The sequence below is a fragment of the Larkinella insperata genome (assembly GCF_026248825.1).
In the GTDB taxonomy this organism is placed as follows: domain Bacteria; phylum Bacteroidota; class Bacteroidia; order Cytophagales; family Spirosomataceae; genus Larkinella; species Larkinella insperata.
This window is the reverse complement of record NZ_CP110973.1, coordinates 5,368,088-5,391,656: the sequence shown is the minus strand read 5'-3', so window position 1 is coordinate 5,391,656 and position 23,569 is coordinate 5,368,088. Positions and strand designations below refer to the sequence as shown.

The window sequence follows — 23,569 nt, the reverse complement described above, 5'->3', positions numbered from 1 at the left end:
TAAATAATTGCGTCTTAATAAAACTGATTCTTGCGCGGTTAGTTACACTTACAAAGAAACAGGTTGTCCTGATTATTCACGGTATTCATTACCCAATCAAACTCTTTTTCAATCATGATGGAGACCCTCATGAACTTAATTCGCCAGCAGACGGGCGATGCAGTCATTAACAATCCGGCTATTCCCAATAACCAAAACGAAGACGCTGTACAGGCCATTTCGAGCGGAATACTAGGCGGTTTGCAGCAGCAGGCGCAGGGCGGTAATCTGGGCAGTCTGCTGAGCATGGTAACGGGACAGGGAAGCGACGCAAATGTGAGCACGAGTCCAGTTACGCAGGGAGTCCAGCAAAATGTACAGAAAAGCCTGATGGAACGGTTGGGCATTTCTCCGCAGGTAGCGATGTCGATTGCCACCGTGGTGGTTCCGATGGTGTTGAATAAGTTTATGAATAAAGCGCGCGATACAAACGACAGCAGTGTAAACGGGAACGAAATTCTGGGACATGCAACGGGTCAGCAAGGGGTTGACTGGATGGGAGCGGCTAGTTCGGCAATGGCCGACGGTAAACTGGACATGAGCGATTTAATGCGGGTAGCAGGTGGCTTGATGGGCGGGGGAAATACCAACAAACAAAACCAGTCGGGGAGTGGGGGCCTGGGCGGAATGCTGGGTGGCTTATTTGGCAATTAACAGGAAGGCGGGTTGTGAAATCCGCCTTTTTGCTTTTACCACCCGCTTAAAAATGCCACCGGTAATCGATTTGACGGGTAATGCGTTTCCATCGTGTCAGGTTATTTGCGTTGAAAAGCGGATTAAAAGCCATTCAGTCAGCTTTAGCTGTCAATCTGTCACATTTCATAGCTTTTTCCGGAGCTGGCACCGAACTTGTTTAATAGCCATTGTAGTTTGTCAAACGACTTAAAGCAAGACATTCGTAAAAAGTATCATGGGAAAGATTATAGGAATTGACTTAGGAACAACCAACTCGTGCGTGGCCGTTATGGAAGGTAACGAGCCGGTGGTAATCGCTAACAGCGAAGGCCGTCGGACTACGCCGTCGGTTGTCGCCTTCATGGACAACGGCAACGGCGAGCGGAAGGTCGGTGATCCGGCGAAACGTCAGGCCATCACCAACCCCAAGAACACGATCTCGTCGATCAAACGGTTCATGGGAAAACGGTTCAACGAAGTTCAAAACGAAATCAATACGGTTGCCTATTCCGTAGAACGTGGCCCCAATGACACGCCACGCGTCCGGATTGGTGATCGGCAATATACACCGCAGGAAATTTCGGCTCTGATTCTGCAAAAAATGAAGCAGACCGCCGAAGATTACCTGGGGCAAACGGTAACGGAAGCCGTTATTACGGTGCCTGCTTACTTCAACGACGCTGAGCGTCAGGCTACTAAAGAAGCCGGTCAGATTGCGGGTCTGGATGTGAAACGGATCATCAACGAGCCGACGGCTGCCGCTCTGGCGTACGGTCTGGACAAAACGCACCAGGACATGAAAATCGCCGTATTCGATTTAGGTGGCGGTACGTTTGATATTTCAATTCTGGAACTGGGCGATGGCGTATTCGAAGTAAAATCAACCGACGGTGATACGCACCTGGGTGGTGACGACTTTGATCAGGTAATCATCGACTGGTTGGCGCAGGAGTTCAAAAATGACGAAGGCATCGACCTGCGTCAGGACCCAATGGCGCTGCAACGGTTGAAAGAAGCCGCTGAAAAAGCCAAAGTGGAACTGTCGAGCTCGAGCTCTACGGAAATAAACCTGCCGTACATCATGCCGGTGAACGGTATTCCCAAGCACTTAGTTCGGACGCTGAGCCGGGCGAAATTTGAGCAACTGTCCGACTCGCTGATTCAACGCAGTCTGGAACCCTGCCGCCGGGCGCTGAAAAACTCCGGTCTATCGGCCAACCAGATTGATGAAGTCATCCTGGTCGGTGGTTCAACCCGGATTCCGCGCGTGCAAGAAGAAGTTGAAAAACTGTTTGGTAAAAAACCGTCGAAAAATGTCAACCCCGACGAAGCCGTGGCCATCGGTGCCGCGATTCAGGGTGGGGTCTTGACCGGTGAAGTAAAAGACGTACTGCTGCTGGACGTTATCCCGCTGTCGCTGGGTATTGAAACGATGGGTGGCGTCTTGACCCGCCTGATCGACGCCAACACGACGATTCCGACCAAGAAATCAGAAACGTTCTCAACGGCTTCCGACAACCAGCCGAGCGTCGAAATCCATATTCTGCAGGGCGAACGTCCGATGGCGGCTCAAAACCGTTCCCTCGGTCGATTCCACCTCGACGGTATTCCACCGGCTCCGCGCGGTGTGCCGCAAATTGAAGTAACGTTCGATATCGATGCCAACGGTATTCTGCACGTAACGGCCCGCGACAAAGGCACCGGCAAAGAGCAGAAAATCCGGATTGAAGCGTCGAGTGGTCTGAGTGATTCCGAAATCAACCGGATGCGCGAAGAAGCCAAAGCCAACGAAGCTGCGGATAAAGCCGAACGCGAGAAAATCGAGAAAGTAAACCAGGCCGACTCACTGATTTTCCAAACGGAAAAACAACTGAAAGAATACGGCGACAAACTTTCTGAAGGCAATAAAACGGCAATCGAAGGTGCGCTGAGCGAATTGCGTACGGCCCACAGCAGCCGTGATGCAGCCTCAATCGATGCGGGTATCGAAAAACTGAACGCTGCCTGGGCGGCCGCTTCGCAGGAACTGTACAACGCCACGGGCGGTGCACAAGGTCCCAACCCGGCGGACGGTTTTGCCGGCCAGGGCGGTCCGGACAACGGCCAGAATGGTCAGTCAGCCGGTCAGCAGGATAACGTTTCGGATGTACCGTTTGAAGAAGTAAAATAATCGGTACGCATTCATACTGAAGCCCGGAAGCAAATCGCTTCCGGGCTTCTTTTTTAGGCGGGCTGAAACCTCAATCCCGTCAGGTGGCTTTAAACAACACCTGTCCATCCGGTTGCAGGGACCAGGCCGTAATCGGGTTGAGGTGATAGCCCATATTTCCACCCCGGGCAGCCACCAGTTCTTTTAAAGTCGGCTGGGTATAATCGGTTTCATCCACGGCCCGGCTCATGATTTCGGTTGGCTGGCCGTTCCAGTGCCATAGGTACCGGAAAACGACGTGGGCTTTGTCCAGAACCGGTTCCTGGAGTTCGGCGGTTTGCCAGGTTTTGCCCGCATTAACGCTAACTTCCACCCTGGCAATCTTGCCCCGGCCGCTCCAGGCAATGCCCCGAATTTCGATCCATCCCTTTTCCACTTTCGCCGGGTAAGCCGGGTAGGTAATAATTGACCGGGCGTCCATCACAAAACTGAATTGACGAATTTTCCCGCCACCAATGGCTTCCGTGTATTTAGACGTTTCCTGCCGGGTATGGTAAGGTTGGTCGGATAATTCAAGGCGTCGCAGCCATTTTACGTTGGCGTTGCCTTCCCAGCCCGGAAGCAGCAACCGGACCGGGTAGCCCTGCTCGGGACGCACGGCTTCGCCGTTTTGAGCATAAGCCAGAATGGCGTCCTCCCAACCCTTGCTCGTCGGAATGCTGCGGGTCATGACCGCCGAATCTCCGCCCTCGGCCAGAAACCAGGTTGATTTGGGATCAACCCCCACTTCCCGAAACAAGGTGGAAAGCTTAACGCCAGTCCACTCACTCTGGCTGGTGAGCCCGCAGATTTGCTGGGGCGCGATTTTCCCATCATCCTGGCCACGGTAATTGCCCGAACATTCCAGAAAACAGATGCGCGAAACCGAGGGGAAACGTTTAAGATCGGCCAGGGTGAACGTCGTCGGCCGGGCAACCATACCGTGGATAACCAGTTCGTACCGGGCCGGATCGATGGCCGGTACGCCGTTGTGGTGCCGTTCAAAATGGAGGTCTGAGGGGGTAATGGTGCCGAATAAATCCTGTAAGGGTGTTCGAGAAGATATTTCTGAAGGCAATTTGGCCAGCCTGACGTGCGGTGACCGGGTGCCGACCAGGCCGGGCGGAACACCGAGAACTTTCGTGGGGTCTTCGGGACTGACCCATTCGGAGCGGGAAATACCTGCCTGGAATGCCTTGCCGTGCGCCGTCTGGGCCAGCACCACCGCAGCCGTTGCCATTCCGCCCAGCAGAGTGCGCCGGTGAATCTTTTTAGAAGGTTGGGAAGCTTCGTCTTTATCGTTAGTAGTCATTGGAATACGGCTTTTGTTAACGAACCGCCGGGGTGCTCAGTCGATCATCGGGAACGAACGAGCCGCGGTTGGGCATTTGAATGTTGGGCAAGGTCTGGGCATTCATCACATCGGTTTCTTTGATTATGCCGTTGGCGTGCAGCAGAAAAGCCGTCAGGCTGTAGACCTCCGGATCGCTCAGCGAGCCCGGCTGATTGAACGGCATCGCCCGTTTGATGTAATCAAAAACGGTTGTTGCATAAGGCCAGTAATTGCCGATGACTTTGTTTTTTGCCTTGGCAGCTGGATCTGTCAACCCCTTGATAATGACGAGCTGATCATTCGGGCCTTCCACTCCGGTTGGGCCGTGGCAACTTGCACATTTTGCCGCATAAATGGGCTTCCCCTGCCGGGCGGTACCGCTTCCGGCGGGTAGACCTTTACCGTCCGGACGAACATCAGTATCCAGGCGGGTAAGCTGTTGAGTGGTTACTGGTTTGCCAAATCCAAACGTTTTCGGCCAAGCCAGTGTATCGGGCCGGGTTTGGTTGACAGGCCGCGGGAAAGATCCGGACGTTATCAGGCAGGCGGTGCAAAAAACGGAGGCCAGAAGCGAGGAGCCAAGGTAAAACTTCCACATGGGAATTGGTTTAGAAACTAGTGGCTATGATTAGGCTAATAAAATTGGGTGGTAAAGATGAAATTCCAAATGTACTATTAAAATTGAGGAAGTTTCATGCGTTACGAATGAACCGACTTCTATTCGTATCCAGGTACTACTTTCGCCAGTAACCACTGCCGATCATCCCTCCAAAGAAGGTAGTCATCTGACCGGGGTTGAGCGGAAGATGCGTTTCCAATAGATGTTGCCAGTTAGGCAAATGATCGGCTTCAATGCGGCTGATCGCACGAAAAAATCGGTATTCACTCCAGAGCAGAATTTTTTGCCACCACCAACGAGGCTCCAGAAAGTCGCAGCAGAGCCATAGTCCGCCGGGTTTCAAACTGGAAAATAAGCGGGGAAGAACAACGATTTTTAGGCGTTCTTCCGCAAACAGGTCTAGAACAAAGGGCGTGATCACCACATCCACTTTATCACCCGGCTGGATGGAAAGTTCCGTGCCCGTCCGAAAGTCAACGCGACTGTCGTTATCTACCTTTTGGCGCGCCAACGTTATCATGGCCGCTGAAGCGTCGATGTAACTAACGTGACGCGGATGGCAAACGGCCAAAAGACGTGCTAACAGCCAGCCCGAACCGCCACCAAACACCAGAATCTCGGCTCCTGGTGGAATCTGGTTGAGCCAGCAGGCCTGCGCCTTCCGCAACGCGTTCCCGAACACAAGCCGGGAAAGGGCATCGTAAAAAGGAGCAATGCTGTCGAAACCGTTGTCAACGACTGGTTGATTCGCCATGCGTGAAAAAAGTGGGATGGGGGATGACTTTTTAAGCAAAGGGCCGTCTAACGTGAAATCTATATCCACACCACATAATGAACAGGAAAGTACGCTTTGGGTTCAGTTTGCTTTTTACAATTCTCACCACACTGACCGCATCGGCTCAGCGTCGTCCGCAAAGCCGCTGGGAAAATTCGCAGCCCGCCAGCCTGGCGATCCGGGGCGGTCTAACCCAACTGTTTGGCGATCTCAAAGACCTGCAATCAACGCCCTTTTTAGGGGCTTCGTTGGTGATTCCCGTTACCCAAACTGTATCGGTTGAAGTTCCGTTTGATTTTGGAACGTTGAAAGCACAGCAGGATGAATTTTATCATTCAGCATCCAGCGCCCGGTTTACCCAGGTGGCCCTGGCCGTTTCGGTGGATGTTTTGCCCTGGTTTCGCCAGGAGCAGCGACTGGTGGAGGTACGTCCTTATGCGGGGACCGGTCTGCTGTTTTTTCGGGCTGAAGCGCATGATCTGACCACGGGGGCGTTGCAGCGGCTGACCAACAACCAGAACAGCCACCGGAGCCGCGACGGCATTGAACCCCGCGGAAAATCGGGCATCCGAAATACGCACGAGCTGGTCTGGCTGACGGGCATTCGGGTGTCGACGGCCCTAGCCCGGCGAATGAGCGTGTTTGGCGACATCCGGTTTAATTTCGTTCGGACCGACAAGTTGGATGCCACCCTGGATGGCAACAACCAAATTATGCAGCCGGGCAGCCTGGCCTTTACCGAAGGAAATCATTACGGCAAAAATAGCTCCGATAAATGGGGCTATCTGGCCGTTGGTATAAATTGCTATTTCGGCGAACGTTTCAAGAAACGATAAGCTCAAAATTACTTTCCGGCTAAAAAGTCCGCGTACGTTGCGCACTCCCGAATGGCATCCCGGTGAAACTGGGTTTGGCGGTATTGCTGCGATAATTTTGATAGATAGTTGGTGTATTCCGACCGGCGGAGCTTTTTCATTTCGGCGTTGAACGGTTCCGGGTCGGCTGAGTACCCTCGTTTGGATAGTTCGGTTTCCTGGCGTGTCCAGAACGCGTTCTGCTCACAACGGGCGGCCATATAACAGGCTTTGGCGGCTAGTTCCGGATTTTGTGCCGCTGAAATGGCTTTTTCAAAATAAGCCTTGGCGTCGGCGGTGGTGTAATAAACCTGTTTATTCAACGAATCGAGCGTCTGATTCCGTTGTGGATTCTGGACCTGATGGTAGGTATACTGGTATAAAGTAGGCTCGGCCCGGCTCCAGCGCGCGCGTTCCAGAATCCAGGCGTTGCCAAACCAGCTCAGGTTAAACGTTCCGCAGCCTAGCTGATAATACAGGTTGGCGGCCGCGTCGCCGGATGCGTTTTGTGCCTGTTTTTCCAGCGCTACCAGCTTCTGAAGAAATGTCACCGGAGTGTAAGGGTTCGCGGTAGGGGTACTGGTTTTTTTGCCGATCAGGTTTACAACAAAAGGGTCTTCGTTGAAATACGTTTTAAACGGCTCATTTTGCCACACTTTCGGATCGACTTTGGCGAACGCTTCAGCGGCCTGGGCATATTGATTTTCCGCCAGTAACCTTCTGCCGTAGAGAACGTTCAACGCATCGGGCGTAAAACCGCTCAGCCGGAGCAGCCGTCTGTCAAAATCAGTCGGGTTGGCCCGGGACGCAAACTCAACAACTCCTCGAACGGTGGCCGCCGATGTGGTATCTTCGATGTCGTATAAATCCGAATGGCTGTTAAAGTAAATCTCGTTTTTGTTGAGTTGCGACGAAGTTAAAGCCGTCAGCAGGAACGCTTTGGCCAGGTTGTTTTCGTCCACAGAAGAGCTTTTCGAGCGGAAACAGCCGGCCAGAAAGCCGCCCGATTCTTTGGTCGATTCCTTTCTGTAACCGTATTTGGCCGCCCATTGCTTGCAGGTTTCCACAAAGGCATTCGTCATGTAAAAATTCAGCGAATTGCCAAACTTTTCGAGATAGCCGATAAGTTGACTTTCAGCTTCCGGTGTGATGGCATCGGTTTGAGCCGTCAGCAGGAGCATTTGTTGGAGGGCAATCTGCTTTTTCAAGATCGGATTTGCCGTCGGTTGCTGGCTGGCTAAATCCAGGTGCGTTTTGGCCTGATCGTATGCTTTCCCGAGGTAATCCAGGTAAGCGGTGGCCGTATACCAGAAGGCCTGATTTTTCAACGCTTTGTTTTCCGCCGATTCGAGTGCGAAACTTCTCAGCTGTTCAAAATAATCAGGAGCTTCTTTTTGGCGGTTTATGAACCGGAGGGAGTCGGCCCGGCTGGCATCGTCGTACCCGTATAGGGGCGCGCCATCCTGAAAGAAAAAGTATTCATTGCGGTTAATTTCCCGCGCCATTACCAGTTCAATCAATGAATTTTCCGGATTCAGCCGTGTCATTTCCTTCAGAAAAGGCAGGGCATCCTGCTTCGGCTGAATGGCGCAGAGGGCGTACACCGCGGCCTTTTCGCGGTTGTTGGCGCAATACTCAAGGGCTTTCTCCCGAAACCGGATTCCGTGAATCCGCAGGCTGGCTTCCGCTTCCCGCCGACGCGAGGGACAGCGATCGAAAACCTGGGCAAATTCGTAAATCGCCCGGGCCGTGTCTCCCAGGGCCAGCGTCGCCCCGGCGTGTCGACTGTAGGCCCAATCACTGAGAAACGTTTTTTTCGACAGCGGACGAACCAGCTCATCATATAAGTCGCGGCTCTGCTCAAACTTTTTCGCCAGGGCCGCCAGTTTAACGGCTTGGAACGCGTACCGTTCTTTCAGAAAACCGTCCCGCGTGGCAGAATATCCCGTGCGAGCTTCCTTCAGCAGAGCCGTTAGCGGAGCCGTCGAGGTGTCCGGTGGAGTTGTATCGGTTTCCCAGCTATTGCGGGGTTTGGGGGCGGCTTCCTCAACCCGCCAGGCCAGGTTCAGATAAACCAAAGCTGCGGGATTGGAGGTCGAAGCCCAGCGCACCAGTCCGTTCGACGTTTTCATATCGCGGTTGTAAAGCGCGTTGACGATTTCGGGTTGCGGTACCTTATGCTGCGTGTACGTTTCCCAGGACAGTACGTTCGGGTCGGGTTGCAGCGAATCTTTTTTCGGACCAAAACCGTCCTCGTACCGGTACAGCAATGGAGTAAAATGATAAATCTGATCGCGAGCCGAAGCCTGACTGCTTTCCGGCATGAAAAAGCTCATGAACTCATTGATATCGTAAGTGCTCGGACCGCAGGCGAAACCGATCAGGATGGCAAGTGACAGCAGGAGGCTACGGAGACGAACGGAAAAGAGACTGGATAAACGCATTGGAATACGGCGAAATAACGGTAGAGTCGAGATGATAGAGGGCAAATGTAAGTTTTTGGTTACTAATTTTTGATAACAACAGTTCTTTTGCTCGCGTCAGGTCGTCGGGTTGGCACGCTTCGGCCCGCAAGAGGTCGCCCCGGCGGAAGGACAAGCCCAGCGCTGCGGTGTCCCGGATTGACATGAAACGGTTTTCGCCTTCGGGTTTCAAAAACGGAAGCGCCGTCAGCGTTTGTTGATCGACGTTGTTGAGCAGGGTTAGAAACCGGTTGTTGCGGTAAACGACCGTCCAGCGAAACAACGGTAATACAACGTCCAGCGGCAGGGAATAGTGTTCGAGTCGGTCCAAATACCGCCCCGCCACCGTCAGGTCAAAAATGGAGTTCCGGGTTTCGGGCCGTTTCCAGTCGGCCATGTTGTAAAACATCAACATGCCCCGGTCGGTGGGCGGGATGCCGGTCTGCTCGGGGTACTTAATCTGATGCAGCCGGATGGTGGCCGAAACCGTACCCCGAAACCGGTTTTTAACTTCCCGAAGCAGTTGAAAATACCGATCGCGGCTGCGGGAGGTCCAGTCACAATCGAGTTGCAGTTCCCGAAAAGAGATACCGTTCCGCTGGCTAAGCTGGCTGATTTTTCGGAAGATGTTTTCCGACAGGGCCGGAATCTGCGAGGTAGGGCACTGAAGCAGGGTTTGGTTGGTAATGAAGACGACCGGTACCACCGTCAGGCCAGTGGGTTTCCGGACAAACTCAATCACGGCTTTGGGCCTGGGCGATTGGGTTGCCGCGTCCCAGTCCACGTCGAAATACCGTATATAAAGTTTTTGAAGTGGAATCTGCCGGAGCAAGTGGAGGTAGGCAGGCGTGGGCTGATAAGTGGTCTGCCAGTAATAAAAGGCGGGTGTTAGTTGTTTGGGCGTTGGTTTTTCACAAGAAAAGAGGAGCAGAGGGAATAAAGCTAAAAATGATTTAAGGCAATTTATCCTAAATTCTCTCCAACGTTCCGGGTTCATTTTGAGTCTATACTGGAAAAACGGCAGGCGCCATGAAAACCTTTGTGAGTATACTCATTTTGACGCTAATTCTCGGCTGTGAGGATAAAAATCCCGCTCCGGAGACGGTCCCGGATTGTATTCAGCAGGTAATCGAAAAAATTAAGCAGGAGCCTGTCTGGAACCCTCCGGCGCAGGTCTATCGCTATGCGTTCAAAGGCCAGGAGGTGTATTACATTCCGCCCCGCTGCTGCGATATTCCAGGCGTGGTGATTGCCAACTGCGACACGCTTTGTGCGCCCGACGGCGGCTTTTCGGGCAAAGGGGATGGTCGCTGCCCGGAGTTTTCCAAAGAAGCCGAAAACCCGATGTTGGTTTGGGAAGACAGGCGTAAACCGTAAGTTGCGCTCAACGATCCACTTACCTTTTGAATGATGAAGAATTTTTCCTTGATTCTCCTGTTGTTGGTGGCGACCCTAAGGGGAGCACAGGCCCAGCGTCAGGAAATTTCCGTTTCACCGGTAGGATTTGTTCACCCAAAATTTCAGGTGGTTCAGTACGAACGGTACCTTGGACGTCTGAACAGTGTGGTGATATCAGCCTATCACAACAGCAGCCAGCACGGTCACGCCCTTTTATTGCCGCCCCGAGTGGACCGGTTTCGTGCTACCAAACTGGGAATCGGTTATCGACGGTATTACGACCTGCAAAATAACATCCTCGATTTGTTTGCTTCCGTGCGCGTTCTGGGAGATTATTCGGTTTTGCAACTGGAACAGGTTCCGCGTTATGCGATTCCCGCTGACTCGTTGCGCGCGGCTGGTTTTTCGTTGGCCGCCGATTTCTCAGTGGGCGGTAAATTTTACCTTTTCCGGCGGGTCACGCTGGCCGGGGCCTTGGGGTTTCAATCCATTGCTAAACTGTTCTCGACCCAAAACATTACCCAACATCCGGATTACTGGAATGGGTATTACTGGACGAACGACAACCAGACCTGGGATTACAAGCGGAATGTCACGGCTAACTTTCGGAAAGGCTGGCGGCCCTCCGTTCAAGTGACGTTGGGGGTTGTGTTGGGAAAACTGGCAAAAAATACTTCGTTGAAGAAATAAGGAGACGGTCACCACCCCCCCAGCATCAGCGTTTCGATTCGTTTTTGAATCGCTTCGGGTGAACCCTTAATTTTTAAATACCGGTGGTTAGTTTGGGACGTGGGCTGCCATTGGTTGCTGCCGTCCGCAGCCACGACGCACTGCCCGTTTTCGGCTGAAAAATAGGGTTCAAGACCTTCGACGGCTTCCAGCACGGCGACCTGATCCCAACTGGCCCGGCCCTGAAAACCGTTGTATTGTTCGTATCCCCGGTAAACGGGACTTTGAGCGGAGCAACGTTCCCGAAAAGCCGAGCCGCCGGTCACGATCTGCTGACCCACTTCCCACCCCGCAAACGTTACGGGCAGGGTCCACGTACTCAAGCAGTCGACGGTCGAAGCGGGGTCGGGGCGGTAAAAGTTGGCTTCCTTGCCGTTGGGGAACTGACCACCCATGCACGACCAACGTTTTACTTTCCGAGCCACCAGCGCCCGACCATCCAGCGGACTGGCGGCATCCGGGCCGGAATGAAGCAACCGGCTCAGACTCGTCAGGTGGCCAATGGTGATGATGACCACGCTGCCGTCGGGCTGGGCCGCCAGCAAACGCCGGTACACGCTCGTGGCGGCTTCGGCCGTGCGGTTCGTTATCTGATGCGGAAACGCCTGCGCAACGGCCTGTGTATACTTCGAAAAACTCTTCAGGGAATCCCGCTGACTGACCCCAATGGGAAGAGTACCCCGTCCGAAGAAAGTGTTGATGGCGTCCGTACAGGCGGCACTGTTTACTTCGTCACTGGTGACAATCACGCCCAGTATGTTGACTTTCCCGGCCCGTTCGTAAGCGTGGAGCATGGCCAGTGCACCCACATCGTCTACATCCGAGTCCATGTCGGTGTCCAGAATAACCGGTACCGGCGGTTGGGCGAAATCGGGGGAGGAGATGAAGGACAAACCCCTAAACAGCAGGGTGGTCAGGAGGAAAAATGAGATGCGCATCGGACGGTTTAGGTAAAAGTCGCCTTGCCTGGTAGGATGGGTATTGCCAGCCGGACAGGCCGCAAAGTAAACAGAATACCGGAATGCATAGGTAAAAACGGGGGTGTTGTTTCCGGCTGCAAACCCACGTGTCGGTCTGAAAAGACGGCCCTGCGCCTAAAACACGGCGTTACAAGTACGCTGGATTTCGCGGGTCTGTTTCTTGCCAAACCGTTGAAGCCGCTCGCACGTACCCAGCTGTCAGGATGCATTCATTGCCGGTTCGTCGCTAAAATAAAATGCCCCCGGATGGGTGACCGCCGGGGGCATGATTGAAAAATAGCACAAAGAAAACTAGTTCGATTCCGGTGCGAGGGCCGATCGTTTAAACGCTTTCTGACTCTTGCCGGCCAGCGACATCGATTCGCCGAAGACGACAATCTCGGCCGTTTGGCCCGAAAAATTCTCCACCGACACCTCGTTCTGCGTTACTTTCACTTCCAGCAAAGCGCCCCGGAAGCGAATTTTGAAGGCCAGTGATTCCCAATTGTCCGGGCAGTAGGGGGTAAGCACCACCTGGTCGTCCTTGATCCGCAAGCCGCCGAAGCCTTTTACCACGGCCAGCCAGCTTCCGGCCATCGAGGTTATGTGGCAGCCGTCTTCCGTATCGTTGTTGTAATCGTCGAGGTCCAGCCGGGCCGTGCGCAGGTACATTTCGTAGGCTTTGTCTTTCATGCCCAGCTTCGAGGCCAGCACCGAGTGGACGCAGGGCGAAAGCGACGATTCGTGAACGGTCATGGGTTCGTAGAAATCGAAGTTCCGGCGAATGGTTTCCTCGTCGAAATCGTCCTCGAAAAAGTAAATGCCTTGCAGCACATCGGCCTGTTTGATGAAGCACGAGCGCAGAATCCGATCCCACGACCAGTGCTGGTTGAGCGGCCGCTGGCCTTTGGGAATCTCGCTGACGGTCATCAGTTCCTTGTCCAGAAACGAATCCTGTTGCAGAAACACCTGCCGGTTTTCGTCGTAGGGAAAGTGCATGTGGTCGATGATGTGCTTCGCTGTCGCAATTTCCTTTTCTTCACGGAAGTGAATCCGGTCGCACAACTCGTTGAACCTCTCAGGGTTCAGTTCCTTCACGCGGCCGACGGTTTCGATGGTGTAGCGCAACGTCCAGGCGGCCAGGTAGTTGGTGTACCAGTTGTTGTTGACGTTGTTTTCGTACTCATTCGGGCCGGTAACGCCCAGCATCACGTACTGCTGCTTGGCTTCCGACCAGTTAACGCGCTGGCTCCAGAACCGGCTGATGGCAATCAGCACTTCCAGACCGTATTCAACCAGGTAATTCTCATCGCCCGTATACCGCACGTAATCATAAACGGCGTGGGCAATGGCTCCGTTGCGGTGAATCTCTTCGAACGTGATTTCCCACTCGTTATGGCATTCCTCGCCGTTCATCGTCACCATCGGGTAAAGCGCAGCCCCGGCTTTGAATCCGAGCTTGCGGGCATTCTCGATGGCTTTTTCCAGGTGTTTGTACCGGTACCGCAACAGGTTACGGCTCACCTTCTGATCGGCGGTAGACAGGTAGAACGGCAGGCAGTAGGCTTCGGTGTCCCAATAGGTGGAGCCGCCGTATTTTTCGCCGGTGAAGCCTTTCGGACCGATGTTCAAACGCTCGTCTTCGCCGGTATACGTCTGGTTGAGCTGGAAAATGCAGAACCGGATGCCCTGCTGGGCCGCAGCGTCCCCTTCAATGGTAATGTCATTCGTCTTCCATTTGTCGGCCCAGGCCTGCTGCTGATCGAGCAGCATCCGGTCAAACCCTTTCCGGGTGATGCGCTGAATGGATTTGTGGGCCTCGGCAACAATATAATCCGAATCGTAATTGAGCGACGACAGGTTGACGGCGTATTTATAAAGAACGGTTTCCTGGCCCTGCTGGCAATCGAGCGTCATGCGGTTGGCCACGTATTTTTCCCGGCGAATGGGCTGCGACTGAAAATCAATCCGAACGCCGTCCTGCTCAATTTCGACGCACATGCCCGAGCAGACGTGGAAGCCGGTTTTGCGGGTGCGCAGTTCGATGTAGCCTTCACCGTAGGCGGTTTCCTTCCGCACCTCGTCCCAGAATGTCTCGTCGTAGTTGGAATCCCGGTTGCGGATGTTGCCGTCGATGTACGGTTCGACGGTAATCTTGGCGTCAAAGTTCAGGGGCGTCAGGCTGTAGCGAATGGCCCCGGCTTCGTCGTCGACAATCGAGCAAAACCGTTTAACGTTCACCTGAAGCTCTTTTCCGCTCCTCAGAATCGCCACGAACGACCGTTCGAGGTACCCTTCCCGCATGTTCAGCACCCGCCGAAAATCGCGCACTTCGCAGGTGTTCAGGTCGAGGGTTTCGTATTCAACCGTGATGTCGATACCGATCCAGTTGGCCGCGTTCAGGACTTTGGCGAAGTATTCGGGATATCCGTTTTTCCACCAGCCCACCCGGGTTTTGTCGGGGTAATACACGCCCGCAACGTAGTTGCCCTGCAAGGTTTTACCCGAGAAATGTTCCTCAAAATTGCCCCGTTGGCCCATGCGTCCGTTGCCTAGACTCATGACGCTTTCCGTGATTTCGTTGTAGTTGCGGTGGAAATCTTCTTCAATAATTAACCAGGGGTCGTGCTTCAAATACTGTTTCATCCGAATACTGGGTTTATAAAATCTTTGGGTGACAAGCCATCCATAGACGGTATTCTGCAATTTAGCGGCCAATCGGCACGTTCAACGACTAGTTTGATGAGGTTCCGGCGGCCTGTTGTTTCACCCGCAGGGCCTGATTGATGTGCCGTTCGCTGTGGGCAACAAGCATCAGAAAGGCATCCCCCAGGTTGATTTTAAGCCAGTTGCCAAACAGCGTCATCAGCCTTTCACGGTTCCAGTCGAGGTACGTGGCTTTATCGAGTAAATCGTGCAAGAGCTGCTGCAATTCGATAAACTGCTGCATTACGTCCCGGGCGTTCAGATCATGGCGGGGCTTCATAAACGAAACCGTGGGCAATTTCATGGTGGTGTTCGGATCGACAGCGTAGCGCAGCAACCGGCCCGCCAGACCGGCTTGTAGCGCCTGATCGGTCGGGTTGGTTTGGATCAGACCCAGGTCGTCGACTTTTTTCTGGAGGTTGCGGATGTAAAACCGTTCGGCCAGGTTCAGGTGCTGCAAACACTGGGTAATGCTCCACTGCCGCGTATCCGGTTTCCAGTTGAGTTGCTCGTCGCTCAGGGGCCGAAACTCCCGCTCAACGGTCGCCAGAACCGCCCTGATTCGCTCCTGAAGCTGTTGGGCCGTTTCGAGTTTTTGCATGGTTTTCGTTTCTTTTGATACCGCTAGCGATGCGTGGGCGCTAGCGTTAACACTTCGTCCAGGGTAAGGTCCGCCAGGGAGCCAACGACCAGATCCGCCCACGTCAGAACCGCTGGTTCGCCAATGCCTACGGCCAGCATACCGCCCCGTTTGGCCGCTTCAATTCCGGCTACGGCGTCTTCAAACACCACGCATTCGTCCGGCTGCGCCTTGGTTTCGGCGGCACCTTTCAGAAACACCTCGGGGTCGGGTTTGCCGCGGCTGATCTTAGTACCGTCAATAATGGCGTCGAAGTCGTCGAGCATTCCGATGCGCTCCAGAATCAGCCGGGCGTTTTTGCTCACCGACCCCAGGGCCGTTTTCAGCCCGGCGGCTTTGACCTGGGCGAAGAAGTCCGTCACCCCCGGCAGAATGTTCGCGGGGGTCATCTGCGAAACCAGTTCGAGGTACCACTCGTTTTTCTGGGCGGCCAGTTCGGCTTTCTTCTCGTCGGAAAGTACCAGTCCGCCGTGCGCCAGAATAATGTCCAGCGATTCGGTGCGGCTGATGCCCTTCAACTGTTCATTGAATTCCTCCGTAATGTCAAATCCGAGGCTGTTGGCCATGCGTCGCCAGGCCTGGTAATGAAAAATGGCGGTATCGACAATGACGCCGTCAAGGTCAAACAGTAAGGCTTTTATGGGCATTTGTGGTTCGTTCAGGTTGAATGCCGCAATAAAGTGATAAAAACAGACTTTCAAATCCCGTTCACACTTTTTATCAGGGCCTTCTTATTTGCTCAATTCCAGCACCACCGCCGTTCTGGCGGGTAATTTCACGAACGAAAGGTTGTCAATCGTTTCATCGGTTAGCACGTTGCGCGCTTTGGTAAAGCCCGTCATCCGCTCGGCAAACCGTTTCGTATCCAGTTCAATTTCCTGATGGGTCGAATTGGTCGCAACCATAACGGTTTTGGCGTTGTCGTACCGGAAATAGACGTAGGTCCCTAACTGGGGAACGTACTGCATCAGTTTGCCGGTTTGCAGCGTCGGGGTGGTCTTCCGGTAATTCGCCAGTTTTTTTACAAAGTCGAAGGCTTCGTTTTCCCTTTTATTCCGTCCGGCAACGGTAAACTTATCCTCTTTGTCGCCGGGGAAACCGCCCGGAAAATCCCGGCGCACCTCCGCATCCGACGGATTCTTGGTGTTTTTCATCAGCACCTCCGTGCCGTAATACCAGGACGGAATTCCGCGGGTGGTGAGCAGCCAGGTCACGCCCATTTTATATTTTTCCAGATCCTCCCCAATCACCGACAAAAACCGGTCGGTATCGTGATTTTCCAGGAAGGTAACCAGTTTCTGTGGATCGGCGTACAAACCGTCCGTTGTCAGGGCCTGATAAAACCGGTTGACGCCCGTATCCCAGCCAAACTCTTCGCGCAGGGCGGCATGGGTTGCGTCGTACAGCACAAAATCCAGGCCGCCCGGCTGATTGGATTTGAACGGCTGGTCAATTTTATTTTTGACAAAAAACGCCTGCGCAACCGGGCTGCCCACCCAGGATTCACCAAAAATGTGGATTCGGGGAAATTCCGTCATTAAAGCCTGGTTGCAGCGGTTCAGGAAGTTCAGATCGTTGTATTTGTAGGTGTCAACCCGCCAGGCATCCAGCGAAAACAGCTCCGTACACCAGATGGCGTGCTGAATCAGGTACGTGGCCAGAAACGGATTGCGCAGGTTCAAATCGGGCAGAAACGGGGTAAACCAGCCATCAAGGAGCAGTTTACGGTCCGCAGCTGATGCGTAGGGGTCATACAGCGCCTGTTCCTTGTGTGAGCTGCCGGTGTAGCCGGGCCACTGATTGAACCAGTCTTTGAACGGTTGATGCTTATAGAGCCAGTGGTCGTCGCTGACGTGGTTGTAGACGGCATCCTGCACGAGTTTCAGGCCGCGCTGGTGGAGCGTCTGGGCGAACTTCCGGTAGCCCTCGCTGCCGCCAAACCGCTTGTCGATCTGGTAATGATCCGTAAAATGGTAACCGTGGTAGCCAGCCTGCATCCGGTCGGGAGCTTCCTGCTTCAGCGATTCGTCGTTGACCAGCACTGGCGTCATCCAGACCGCCGTGACGCCCAGATCCTGCAAATAGTCGAGGTGGTTGGCAATGCCCTGCAAGTCGCCACCGTGCCGCAGGTGGGGGACCGACCGGTCGGCTTTCGGGTCGAGCATGTCGGGAAAGGCATCGTTAGAGGGGTCGCCGTTGGCAAAGCGGTCGGGCATGATCAGGTAGATGAAATCCGCGGCCGAAACGCCCTGACCTTTGGGGCCGGTAGTCCGGGGTTTCAGTTCATACGGGCGGGATACGGTTTGAGAGCCGTTTTTTCCGGTTACCCGAAACGTGCCGGGCTTGGCAGTCGGGGAGATTACCACGTCCAGAAAGGCAAAATCGGGGTTTTCGGCTTTGTGCGTTTTAATCAGTTTGACGCCCGGATAGTTGATGGTGTACGTCATGGCCCCGGCTTGGGGGCCGTAGACCATCAGTTGTAGATTTTGGTTTTTCATGCCCACCCACCAATTGGTCGGATCGATGCGCTGAATGGATGCGGTTTGGGCGCGGGAGCCAGCAATGGCTAGCAGAGTAAGGAAAAAAAGGGCGATAAAAAAACGATTCATACGGTTAGCAGGTGTTGGCAATTAGGCCAACAATATGTCAAAATAAAGGAATTCTTTTCATTTTGCCAGTAGTTTTCGAATTTGCAACCGAATCCGACCAGACGGGTCTGGGAGCTAGGCACAAATTTGTATCTTGACCATGAAGACCCGTAAACCGGTCGACCAATCGTTAACCATCAACCGACGGACGTTTACCTCCGCGCTGGTTGCCACGGGCCTGCTGCAAACCGTTGCGGGCCTGGCTCATGAACCCATTCTGTTTCGCATGGATACCTCCGAACCGCAAGAAGAGAAATCAGACAAACTCGTTATCTACCAAATTTTCACGCGTCTTTTCGGCAACCAGAACACGACCAACAAGCCCTGGGGCAGTCGGGATGAAAACGGTGTTGGGAAGTTCAACGACATCACGGCCAAAGCCCTGCAGGAACTGAAAAAGTTTGGCGTCTCGCACGTGTGGTACACCGGCATTGTTGAACACGCGCTGATGACCGACTACTCGGCTTTCGGGATTCGGAAAGACCATCCGGCGGTGGTGAAAGGGCGGGCCGGTTCGCCGTACGCCATCAAGGATTACTACGATGTCAATCCCGATCTGGCCGTTGACGTTAAGAACCGGATGCAGGAGTTTGAAGATTTGCTGAAGCGTTCGCACGCCAACGATCTGAAGGTTATTATTGATTTCGTGCCCAACCACGTGGCCCGGCAGTACTATTCGGATGCCAAACCCGCGGGGGTTCAGGATCTGGGCGAGGGAGACGATGCGGGCAAAGCGTTCGATCCGCAGAATAATTTTTACTACCTGCCCGGTCAACCGTTTCAGGTTCCGGCGGGTGTCGTTACGCCCGAAACGCCGGATGCGCCCTACGGGGAGAACCCGGCCAAAGCGACCGGTAACGACGTATTTAGTGCCCAACCGGGCATCAACGACTGGTTTGAAACCACCAAGCTCAACTACGGCGTCGATTACCTCAACAACCGCCAGGCCCACTTCGAGCCCGTGCCGTCGACCTGGACCAAAATGCGGGACATTCTGTTGTTCTGGGCCGGAAAGGGTGTCGATGGTTTTCGGTGCGACATGGCCGAGATGGTGCCGGTCGAATTCTGGGGCTGGGCCATTCCGCAGGTAAAAGCCGCCAGGCCGGGCATCATTTTTATCGCCGAAATTTACAATCCGCAGCAATACCGCAACTATATTTTTACCGGCAAGTTCGATTACCTCTACGACAAAGTCGGGCTGTACGATGCGGTTCGGGAACTCATGGAGGGCAAGGGCACAACGGAGAACATCACCCGTGTGTGGCAGCAGGAATCGGGCGACTACGCAAACCACATGCTGCGGTTTCTGGAAAACCACGATGAACAGCGCATTGCGTCCCGCTTTTTCGCCCACGATCCGTGGACGGCGGTTCCGGCCATGACCCTGTCGGCCACGCTGCATACCGGCCCGATGATGATTTATTTCGGGCAGGAGTTGGGCGTGAACCCGACGCAGGCCGAGGGTTTTCAGGGCGAAGACGGCCGCACAACCATTTTCGATTATTGGGGCATTCCGGAATACCAGGCCTGGACCAACGGCAGCGAAGGCAAACCCGGCCTGTTCAACGGCGGCAAACTGACCGACAACCAGAAGGAGCTGCGCAAATTCTACCAGCAGCTCAACCAGTTGGTTAACGGCAGTCACGCCATCCGGACCGGGGCTTTTTACGACCTTCAATACGTTAATAACAACGGCCAGAGTGCGGGCTACAATCCGCAGCGGTTATATAGCTACCTGCGGCATTCGGACAAGCAAAAGCTCTTGATCGTCTGTAATTTTGACAAAGAGAAACCGGCAAAAACGACGGTCCGCATTCCCATCGAAGCCTGGAAAACCATGAAGTTGGACGGCACAAAAAACTATTCCTTCACGGATATTTTCCGGACCAAGACCAAGTTGAAAGCAGCTGCCAATGCCGGAGTGCCGGTGGAGTTGCCACCACTGAGCGTGCTTGTGCTGGAGATCAAATAAGAGCCGGTGAATTTCAGCAGCAAACGGGGTGTCGACGGAAAACCGGAGGGCAACGAGCCAGCTTATTTGATTTGGTACCGGTCCGGCAGCGGGCAGCAAGGAAAAGCTTCCGTTCGGATGTGACTTGAACTGGCTTTCTGGGTCGTAACATAGGAGAAAATTGCAGGCTTTGACGTTTTTTCGTATTTTCACGGTTAATCTTACGGCCTTCTTAACCACCGTAGCTGAATGAAGAAACTGTTTACCTGTCTGGTTGCTGTCATACCATTTACCCATACATTTGCCCAGCGTTCGATTACCGATTTTTCGCTCCGTCAGGTAAAGGTAGCGCCCGCACCAACCCCGGCCGAAACCGCCGTGGCCATCAGCAAGTCATTCCAGGGTCGGCCCTATGCGGGCAACACGCTTGACGAGAACGAGACCGAACAGCTCGTAGTCGATTTTCGGGCGTTCGACTGCACCACGTTTCTGGAAACCACCCTGGCGCTGGCCCTGTCGCGGCATCAGCTAACGAATGAAAAAGATACCGCCCAGTTTGACCGGCTTTTCCGGGAGAATCTGACGCGCATCCGGTACCGCAACGGCCAGATCGATGGGTTTGCCAGCCGCCTGCATTATTTCTCGGAATGGCTGTTGGATAATGAGCAGAAAGGCATTGTTGAAGATGTAACCGGTCAGATTGGCGGAATCCGGGTGAAGAAACCGATCTCCTACATGACCCAATATACCTACAAATACCCGCAGCTTGCAAAACCGGCAATCCGGAAGCAAATCGCGCAGGTCGAACTGGCGATAAGCCAGCAGCGGTACTGGTTTATTCCCAGAGGGCAGATTCGGACCATTGAAAATTGCCTCCAAGAAGGCGATATTGTTATGATGATGGCGGCCCGGCCCGGCCTGGACATGAAACACGTCGGCATGGTGGTCTGGCAAACGGACGAGGACGGTACGCGCCGGGCGCACCTGTTGCACGCTTCGTCACAATACGGCGAAGTGGCCATTTCGGAGCAGCCGCTGGCCGAGTACATCAAAAGAAACCCGCAGTTTTCGGGCATTCGGGTGGCGCGGTTGAAAGAAACCGTACCGCCAACGATGGCTTACAGCGATGCCCGCCGGATCAACTGAAACGGGTTTTTAACCTTTTCGTGCCGTTTCTCCTGAATCAACCGGGCGGCAGTTTCACCCATTTTTTCGTGATCCGTTGAAATCACGGCAATGCCATCGGCCAGAACTTCTTTCAGGGGCGTTTCGTTAAAGGCCAGCACGCCAATGTCCTGGCCCAGTTGCCAGCCGCGCTGTTTAGCCTGCCGGACCAGTTCAACCAGATCGCCGTCTTCCAGCACAATATACGCTGTGCCGGGCTGAAGTTCGCGGCCCATCAGCGTGTCGAGCAGTTCAAATTCTTTCTGGTAGTGAACACAGAAATTGCGGAACCCGCGCACAATATCCCGTGGGTAATACACTTCCTTCGGGAAAACCAGCGTTATTTTCTGGTACTTTTCCAGGACATCTAGTCCCGATTCCAGCGCTTCATAAATGTCGCGGTCAAATTGCTGGTAAACCACGGAGTATTCGCCTTTTAGCTCCGGAACTTCGCGGTCGAGAATAATCAGTTCGTTGGCCGGAATCTGTTCAAGCAGCTTCACGACGTTCACCTGCTCCGTTTCCTCGTAGAAGTGGGGCATCACCACGTAATAATGGTATTGCCCCAGGTTTTCTTCCAATAACTTTTTAAACCGTTGGGCGCTGTGGTGGTGAATGCGCAGATCGACTACGGCATTGGGACCCAGCGCGTTCACCATCGCGTAATAGATAATTTTTTTGTAAGCGCTGAATTTGTTGATCAGCAGCAACACGCGCAATTGCCCGGGGCCGTCGCGCCGAATAAAAAATCCTTTGCCCTGCACGGCCTGAATAATGCCTTCCTTTTTGAGGTAATTATAGGCTTTCTCGACCGTATCGCGGGCCAGGTAATATTCTTCACTCAGCTCGTTAATCGACGGTAATTGCTGGTCTCTTTTCAAAGTACCAATTTCAATGCCGTTGATCACCGCGTTAACGATCTGACGGTATTTGGGAACGCTCGACTGCGATTCAATGTGCAGATCAATCATAGTTACGGTTTAAGGAAATTTAGGGAACTGACCGAAATCGGGTTTACGTTTTTCAAGAAACGCATTTTTACCCTCTTTCGCTTCATCGGATAAATAATATAGTAAGGTAGCATCGCCCGCCAGTTGCTGGATTCCCGCCTGGCCGTCCAGTTCGGCGTTGAAGGCGGCTTTCAGCATCCGGAGTGCAATCGGGCTCTTCTCCAGCATTTTGCGGCACCATTCCAGCGTGGTTTCTTCCAGTTGCTCCAGCGGCACTACTTTGTTAACCAGTCCCATGTCCAGGGCCTCCTGGGCGTCGTACTGGTCGCATAGGTACCAGATTTCACGGGCTTTTTTCTGCCCAACGATCCGGGCCAGGTACGAAGCACCAAAACCCCCGTCAAAACTTCCGACTTTCGGGCCGGTTTGTCCGAAGCGGGCGTTTTCGGCGGCAATGGTCAGGTCGCAGATGACGTGCAGGACGTGGCCTCCGCCGATGGCCCAACCCGCCACCATGGCCACGACGGGCTTCGGAATACGCCGGATCTGCATCTGGAGGTCGAGCACGTTCAGGCGCGGTACGCTATCTTCACCCACGTAGCCACCGTGTCCCCGCACCGACTGGTCACCCCCGCTGCAGAACGCCTTGCCTCCTTCGCCGGTCAGGATAACCACACCCACGCGCTCGTCCTGCCGGGCCAGTTCCATGGCTTCGCTCATCTCTTTGACCGTCAAAGGCGTGAATGCATTGTGTTTTTCGGGCCGGTTGATGCTGATTTTGGCAACGCCCTCGTAATACTGAAACAAAATCTCGCGGTATTCTTTAATGGTTTCCCAGGGATACTTACTCTGCATGTGCGTATGAAATTTAATGGTTCAAGTCGTTGGATGGTTGAATTGGTTAAAGCCGTGTGAGCTCGGCATCAATCGGTTGGCTAGATAAAGTCTCAATCCCGCCGTTTATTCTTCCGAATAGTCACTGTCGTGATAGGCAACGTCCCAGGTGTGGTCGGCCATCATGCGTACGGTGGCGACGCAGCGTCGGAACGGATTAACGCGACCCCATTCGTGGGGGGCAATCATTGACAGCACATCGGTACCGTCTTTTTTCTCGTAGAAATAATAGGTGTGGCCAACAATCGGCTCAAAGCCCATCTGCGCGTTATAAATCCGTTCCGATACTTCCACCCGGTTGCGGATGGCGGTGGCTTGCTCGGCCAGCAACTGCATTTGCCGGTATAACTGTGAGAGTTGCAGATCGGTTTGTTCCCGCATGGCCGTCACGGCGCGGCCTTTCATTTTACCCTTGTCTTCGGGCTTGATGATGGCACTGCCGACGGAGTGCGCGTATTCGAGCAGGCCGGGCCGGTCGGTTACTTTGTCAACCGATATCGGATTTTCAAATTCTTCATTCATGCTCCTGTGTGGTCGGTTTTACGCCTGTTGTACTCGCCCGGGGAGTGGCCGTTTGGCGCCGAA

At 53.8% G+C, this 23,569-nt stretch carries 20 protein-coding genes; 7 read left to right on the top strand and 13 right to left on the bottom strand.

The window, feature by feature from the left end; translation table 11 throughout:
* Window positions 1-114 precede the first annotated feature (114 nt).
* Entirely contained in the window at window positions 115-693 is a 579-nt protein-coding gene (locus tag OQ371_RS21725) for a hypothetical protein (protein ID WP_265990430.1), read from the top strand.
* 256 nt (window positions 694-949) lie between these two features.
* Window positions 950-2,884 carry a molecular chaperone DnaK gene (gene dnaK / locus OQ371_RS21720; RefSeq protein WP_265990429.1) on the top strand — a complete coding sequence of 645 codons (1,935 nt, stop codon included), beginning with the start codon at window positions 950-952 and terminating at the stop codon, window positions 2,882-2,884.
* 79 nt (window positions 2,885-2,963) lie between these two features.
* On the opposite strand, the gene soxC is transcribed toward dnaK, so the two are convergent.
* The 3 genes from soxC to OQ371_RS21705 all read right to left on the bottom strand — a co-directional run bounded on the left by soxC (window position 2,964) and on the right by OQ371_RS21705 (window position 5,608).
* A complete protein-coding gene (soxC, locus tag OQ371_RS21715) occupies window positions 2,964-4,214 on the bottom strand; it encodes a sulfite dehydrogenase (RefSeq protein ID WP_265990428.1) in 1,251 nt (416 codons plus the stop codon).
* A gap of 16 nt (window positions 4,215-4,230) precedes the next feature.
* Complete coding sequence (locus OQ371_RS21710; protein ID WP_265990427.1) at window positions 4,231-4,833, bottom strand: c-type cytochrome; 603 nt, start codon at window positions 4,831-4,833, stop codon at window positions 4,231-4,233.
* A gap of 136 nt (window positions 4,834-4,969) precedes the next feature.
* Window positions 4,970-5,608, bottom strand: coding sequence for a class I SAM-dependent methyltransferase (locus OQ371_RS21705; RefSeq protein WP_265990426.1), 639 nt, complete (start codon window positions 5,606-5,608; stop codon window positions 4,970-4,972).
* A 77-nt stretch (window positions 5,609-5,685) separates the two neighbouring features.
* On the opposite strand from OQ371_RS21705, the gene OQ371_RS21700 reads away from it, so the two are divergent.
* The gene (locus OQ371_RS21700) at window positions 5,686-6,465 is read left to right on the top strand and encodes a hypothetical protein (RefSeq protein WP_265990425.1); all 780 of its coding nucleotides are present in this window, start codon (window positions 5,686-5,688) and stop codon (window positions 6,463-6,465) included.
* Window positions 6,466-6,473: 8 nt separating this feature from the next.
* Here OQ371_RS21700 and OQ371_RS21695 read toward each other — a convergent pair whose 3' ends face one another.
* Both OQ371_RS21695 and OQ371_RS21690 read right to left on the bottom strand, forming a co-directional pair.
* Window positions 6,474-8,927 carry a hypothetical protein gene (locus OQ371_RS21695; protein WP_265990424.1) on the bottom strand — a complete coding sequence of 818 codons (2,454 nt, stop codon included), beginning with the start codon at window positions 8,925-8,927 and terminating at the stop codon, window positions 6,474-6,476.
* Complete coding sequence (locus OQ371_RS21690; protein ID WP_265990423.1) at window positions 8,890-9,729, bottom strand: hypothetical protein; 840 nt, start codon at window positions 9,727-9,729, stop codon at window positions 8,890-8,892. The genes OQ371_RS21695 and OQ371_RS21690 overlap by 38 nt, the downstream gene beginning before the upstream one ends.
* 245 nt (window positions 9,730-9,974) lie before the next feature.
* On the opposite strand from OQ371_RS21690, the gene OQ371_RS21685 reads away from it, so the two are divergent.
* Window positions 9,975-10,322 carry a DUF6970 domain-containing protein gene (locus OQ371_RS21685; protein WP_265990422.1) on the top strand — a complete coding sequence of 116 codons (348 nt, stop codon included), beginning with the start codon at window positions 9,975-9,977 and terminating at the stop codon, window positions 10,320-10,322.
* 30 nt (window positions 10,323-10,352) lie between these two features.
* Window positions 10,353-11,033 (top strand): hypothetical protein, encoded by a 681-nt coding sequence (locus OQ371_RS21680; protein ID WP_265990421.1) that lies wholly within the window; start codon window positions 10,353-10,355, stop codon window positions 11,031-11,033.
* 8 nt (window positions 11,034-11,041) lie between these two features.
* Here the strand turns inward: OQ371_RS21680 and OQ371_RS21675 are convergent, their stop codons facing one another.
* The 5 genes from OQ371_RS21675 to OQ371_RS21655 all read right to left on the bottom strand — a co-directional run bounded on the left by OQ371_RS21675 (window position 11,042) and on the right by OQ371_RS21655 (window position 17,986).
* Complete coding sequence (locus OQ371_RS21675; protein ID WP_265990420.1) at window positions 11,042-12,010, bottom strand: nucleoside hydrolase; 969 nt, start codon at window positions 12,008-12,010, stop codon at window positions 11,042-11,044.
* A gap of 333 nt (window positions 12,011-12,343) precedes the next feature.
* Window positions 12,344-14,677 carry a glycoside hydrolase family 65 protein gene (locus OQ371_RS21670; protein ID WP_265990419.1) on the bottom strand — a complete coding sequence of 778 codons (2,334 nt, stop codon included), beginning with the start codon at window positions 14,675-14,677 and terminating at the stop codon, window positions 12,344-12,346.
* A gap of 88 nt (window positions 14,678-14,765) precedes the next feature.
* Entirely contained in the window at window positions 14,766-15,338 is a 573-nt protein-coding gene (locus OQ371_RS21665; protein WP_265990418.1) for a DinB family protein, read from the bottom strand.
* A gap of 23 nt (window positions 15,339-15,361) precedes the next feature.
* Complete coding sequence (gene pgmB, locus OQ371_RS21660; RefSeq protein ID WP_265990417.1) at window positions 15,362-16,024, bottom strand: beta-phosphoglucomutase; 663 nt, start codon at window positions 16,022-16,024, stop codon at window positions 15,362-15,364.
* Between the two features lie 84 nt (window positions 16,025-16,108).
* Window positions 16,109-17,986 carry a glycoside hydrolase family 13 protein gene (locus tag OQ371_RS21655; protein WP_265990416.1) on the bottom strand — a complete coding sequence of 626 codons (1,878 nt, stop codon included), beginning with the start codon at window positions 17,984-17,986 and terminating at the stop codon, window positions 16,109-16,111.
* A 265-nt stretch (window positions 17,987-18,251) separates the two neighbouring features.
* Here OQ371_RS21655 and OQ371_RS21650 point away from each other — a divergent pair, with 265 nt between their 5' ends.
* Complete coding sequence (locus tag OQ371_RS21650; protein ID WP_265994348.1) at window positions 18,252-19,997, top strand: alpha-amylase family glycosyl hydrolase; 1,746 nt, start codon at window positions 18,252-18,254, stop codon at window positions 19,995-19,997.
* 228 nt (window positions 19,998-20,225) lie between these two features.
* Window positions 20,226-21,122, top strand: coding sequence for an N-acetylmuramoyl-L-alanine amidase-like domain-containing protein (locus tag OQ371_RS21645; protein WP_265990415.1), 897 nt, complete (start codon window positions 20,226-20,228; stop codon window positions 21,120-21,122).
* On the opposite strand, the gene OQ371_RS21640 is transcribed toward OQ371_RS21645, so the two are convergent.
* From OQ371_RS21640 to OQ371_RS21630, 3 genes are all read right to left on the bottom strand, one after another.
* Window positions 21,095-22,111, bottom strand: coding sequence for a GntR family transcriptional regulator (locus OQ371_RS21640; RefSeq protein WP_265990414.1), 1,017 nt, complete (start codon window positions 22,109-22,111; stop codon window positions 21,095-21,097). The two genes, OQ371_RS21645 and OQ371_RS21640, sit on opposite strands and share 28 nt — an antisense overlap.
* Before the next feature lie 9 nt (window positions 22,112-22,120).
* Window positions 22,121-22,945: a 1,4-dihydroxy-2-naphthoyl-CoA synthase gene (menB, locus tag OQ371_RS21635; protein WP_265990413.1), complete on the bottom strand. Its 825-nt coding sequence runs from the start codon at window positions 22,943-22,945 to the stop codon at window positions 22,121-22,123.
* Window positions 22,946-23,050: 105 nt separating this feature from the next.
* The gene (locus OQ371_RS21630) at window positions 23,051-23,506 is read right to left on the bottom strand and encodes a DUF2452 domain-containing protein (protein ID WP_265990412.1); all 456 of its coding nucleotides are present in this window, start codon (window positions 23,504-23,506) and stop codon (window positions 23,051-23,053) included.
* Window positions 23,507-23,569 lie beyond the last annotated feature (63 nt).